Raw genomic sequence first — 3,974 nt, 5'->3', positions numbered from 1 at the left:
TGCAGTTCGGCCACGAGCAGGGTGGGCTCGGCCAGGCCCGCGCGGGCGCGGCGCATGAGTTCGGTGTTGGTGGAGTCGACGCTCGGCAGCACCTCCACGGTGAAGCCCGGCAGCACGGGGGCCACGGCTTCCCAGATGGCCTCGGCGGGCCAGCGGATGGGGCGTCGGGGGAGCGGCCGGTCACCGGCGGGGGCTCCGCGCCTTGCGGCCCGGTGGGGGCGGCGTGGCGGTTTCGGTGGCGGGCGATGCCTTGTTGGCTTGGCGGACGGCCTTGCCGCGCTCGGCGTCCTTGGCGGCCTTGCCCGCCTTGGCCGGCTTTTCAGGCGCCATGCCCGGCGGCGCCCAGCCGCGCTTGGGCGCCAGCAGCGTGCCCCGGCAGTTGGCGCTGCCGCACCAGCAGGGGTATTCGGCCTTGAGCTTGGGGGTGTAGCGCTCTTCGATGATGAGGCCGTAGTCGTAGTTCAGCTCGTCGCCCGCGGCGATGTTGCGCAGGGCGGTGATGAAGATCCGGCCGTCCTGTTCGTCGGCGAAGCAGTTGGGGTCGCAGCTGTGGTTGATCCAGCGCGATGAATTGCCGCCGAACTTTGCGTCGATCACGTGGTCTTCATCCACGTGGAAGTAAAAGGTATGGTTGGGCTGCGCGGGATCGTGCGGGTGCCGGTCCTGGGCCTCCTGCCAGCTGATGACCTCGCCCGTGTATTCGATGAGCACTTCGCCTTCGGCGATATCCTGCACGGCGAAGACGCCCTTGCCATGCACGCCCGAGCGCCGGGTCTGGAGGCGGCGCCCCGGTGCGGACGGGGGGGCTGCGGGCGATGCGGTGCGGGGCATGGCAAAACTCTGTTAGTTTGAATAGGCACACAGGCGCGTGCGCGTGTACGCGTGTGAGAAGCGGATTGTAGAAGCGCCTTTCAACGGCGAAACCCACAACATGACCAAGACACTGGTAATTGCAGAAAAACCCTCGGTGGCCCAGGACATCGTGCGCGCGCTCACCCCCGTGGCGGGCAAGTTCGACAAGCACGAGGACCATTTCGAGAACGACCGCTACGTGGTCACCAGCGCGGTGGGCCACCTGGTGGAGATCCAGGCGCCCGAGGAATTCGACGTCAAGCGCGGCAAGTGGAGCTTCGCCCACCTGCCCGTGATCCCGCCGTATTTCGACCTGAAGCCCGTGGACAAGACCAAGAGCCGCCTGTCGGCCGTGGTGCGGCAGGCCAAGCGCAAGGACGTCACCCAGCTCATCAACGCCTGCGACGCGGGCCGCGAGGGTGAGCTGATCTTCCGGCTGATCGAGCAGTACGCCGGCGGCTCCAAGCCCGACGGCAAGGGACTGGGCAAGCCGGTCAAGCGCCTGTGGCTGCAGTCGATGACGCCGCAGGCCATCCGCGACGGCTTCGAGGCACTGCGCTCCGAGCAGCAGATGCAGGGCCTGGCCCACGCCGCGCGCAGCCGCTCCGAGGCCGACTGGCTGGTGGGCATCAACGGCACGCGGGCCATGACGGCCTTCAACTCGCGCGACGGCGGGTTCTTCCTCACCACCGTGGGCCGGGTGCAGACGCCCACGCTGTCGCTGGTGGTCGAGCGCGAGGAAAAGATCCGCAAGTTCGTGAGCCGCGACTATTGGGAAGTGCACGCGGGCTTCCATGCCGAGGCGGGCGAGTACCTGGGCAAGTGGTTCAACCCCCAGTGGAAGAAGAGCGAAGACCCCGAGGCGAAGGCCGACCGGATCTGGAACCATGCCGACGCCGTGGCCATCGCCGATGCGGTGCGCGGCAAGGCGGCCAGCGTCACCGAGGAATCCAAGCCCACCTCGCAGTCCTCGCCCCTGCTGTTCGACCTGACCAGCCTGCAGCGCGAGGCCAACGGCAAGTTCGGCTTCAGCGCCAAGACCACGCTGGCCCTGGCGCAAAGCCTGTACGAGCGCCACAAGGCCCTGACCTACCCGCGGACTGACTCGCGCGCCCTGCCCGAGGACTACCTGCCCGTGGCACGCGATACCTTCGGCATGCTGGCCACGAGCGGCATGCGCCACCTGGCGCCCTTTGCCAGCCAAGCGCTGGACGGCAACTATGTGAAGCCCAACAAGCGCATCTTCGACAACAGCAAGGTCAGCGATCACTTCGCCATCATCCCCACGCTGCAGGCCCCGAGCGGGCTGTCCGAGGCCGAGCAGAAGCTGTACGACCTGGTGGTGCGCCGCTTCATGGCGGTGTTCTTCCCGAGTGCCGAATACATGGTCACCACGCGGGTGAGCCAAGTGGTCAACCACCATTTCAAGACCGAGGGCAAGGTGCTGGTGCGGCCCGGCTGGCTGGCCATCTACGGCAAGGAGGCCGCCGACGAGGTGGAGGGCGCCAAGGAAGGCGACAAGGGCCAGAACCTCGTGCCCGTGCAGCCCGGCGAGATGGTGCGCACCGACTTCGTGGAGCCCAAGGGCCTCAAGACCAAGCCGCCCGCGCGCTACTCCGAAGCCACGCTGCTGGGCGCCATGGAAAGCGCGGGCAAGCAGATCGACGATGAGGAGCTGCGCTCGGCCATGCAGGAAAAGGGCCTGGGCACCCCGGCCACGCGCGCGGCCATCATCGAAGGGCTGCTGACCGAAAAGTACATGCTGCGCGAGGGCCGCGAGCTGATCCCCACGGCCAAGGCCTTCCAGCTCATGACCTTGCTGCGCGGGCTGGAGGTCGAGGAACTGTGCCGCGCCGACCTCACGGGCGACTGGGAGTTCAAGCTCTCGCAGATGGAAAAGGGCCTGCTCAGCCGCGAGGCCTTCATGGCCGACATCGCCCGGATGACCGAGCGCATGGTCAAGAAGGCCAAGGAATACGACCGCGACACCATTCCCGGCGACTACGCCACGCTCTCGGCGCCGTGCCCCAACTGCGGCGGCGTGGTCAAGGAGAACTACCGCCGCTACGCCTGCGTGGGCAAGGCCGGCGACGGCTCGGACGCCTGCGGCTTCTCGTTCGGCAAGTCGCCGGCCGGCCGCACCTTCGAGACCGCCGAGGCCGACCAGCTGCTGCGCGACAAGAAGATCGGCCCGCTGGAGGGTTTTCGCTCCAAGGCCGGCTGGCCCTTCACGGCCGAGGTGGGCATCGTCTACGACGACGAGGCGCACAACTACAAGCTGGAGTTCGATTTCGGCGACGACAAGAACGCCGAGGAATCGGGCGAGCTGGTCGATTTCTCGGACCAGGAAAGCCTGGGCGCCTGCCCGGTGTGCGGCGCGCCCGTGTACGAGCACGGCAGCAACTACGTGTGCAGCAAGGCCGTGCCCACGGCGGCGCAGCCCACGCCCAGCTGCACCTTCAAGAGCGGCAAGATCATCCTGCAGCAGCCCGTGGAGCGCGCGCAGATGAGCAAGCTGCTGGCCACTGGCAAGACCGATCTGCTCGACAAGTTCGTGAGCATGCGCACGCGCCGGGCGTTCAAGGCGTTCCTCGCCTGGGACAAGGAGGCGGGCAAGGTGAACTTCGAGTTCGAGCAGCGCGAGAGCAAATTCCCCCCGCGCAAGACCTTCGCTGCAAAGGCCGGCGCAGGCGCGGCCGCCAAGACGTCGGCCGCGGCCAAGAAGGCGGCAAAGCCTGCCGCCAAGACCGCTGCCAAGGCGCCGCCAAGAAGGCCCCGGCCGCACCCAAGGCGCCGCGCAAGCCCGCGGCCGGCAAGGCCCCGAGTGCCGCCCTGGCGGCGGTGATCGGGCCGGAACCGGTTGCCCGGCCCGAGGCCGTGAAGAAGATGTGGGACTACATCAAGGCCAACGGCCTGCAGGACGCCACCAACAAACGCGCCATCAACGCCGACGCCAAGCTGCGCCCCGTGTTCGGCAAGGACCAGGTCACCATGTTCGAGCTGGCCGGCATCCTGGGCAAGCACCTGGGGGGCGAGGCATGAACGCGCTCGCCCGCTTCGCCCGCTGCCTGGCGGCCCTGGCCTTCGTGGGCCTGCTGGCCGGCTGCGCGGGCGGCGCGCCG

Annotated in this window: 1 protein-coding gene and 2 pseudogenes; 1 reads left to right on the top strand and 2 read right to left on the bottom strand. The window is 68.2% G+C overall.

Going from position 1 to position 3,974, the window contains the following annotated elements:
• Both AC27KI_RS20210 and AC27KI_RS20205 read right to left on the bottom strand, forming a co-directional pair.
• Window positions 1-158: pseudogene (locus tag AC27KI_RS20210) on the bottom strand (biotin--[acetyl-CoA-carboxylase] ligase); the annotation flags it as partial.
• A gap of 22 nt (window positions 159-180) precedes the next feature.
• Window positions 181-831: an SET domain-containing protein gene (locus tag AC27KI_RS20205; RefSeq protein ID WP_487115487.1), complete on the bottom strand. Its 651-nt coding sequence runs from the start codon at window positions 829-831 to the stop codon at window positions 181-183.
• A 100-nt stretch (window positions 832-931) separates the two neighbouring features.
• On the opposite strand from AC27KI_RS20205, the pseudogene AC27KI_RS20200 reads away from it, so the two are divergent.
• Window positions 932-3,894: pseudogene (locus AC27KI_RS20200) on the top strand (DNA topoisomerase III).
• The last annotated feature ends 80 nt before the right edge of the window (window positions 3,895-3,974 follow it).

This window comes from Acidovorax sp. KPB24-03 (assembly GCF_057546605.1).
Note: the sequence above shows the minus strand (reverse complement) of the source record. Positions and strands in the feature narration are given on the sequence as shown.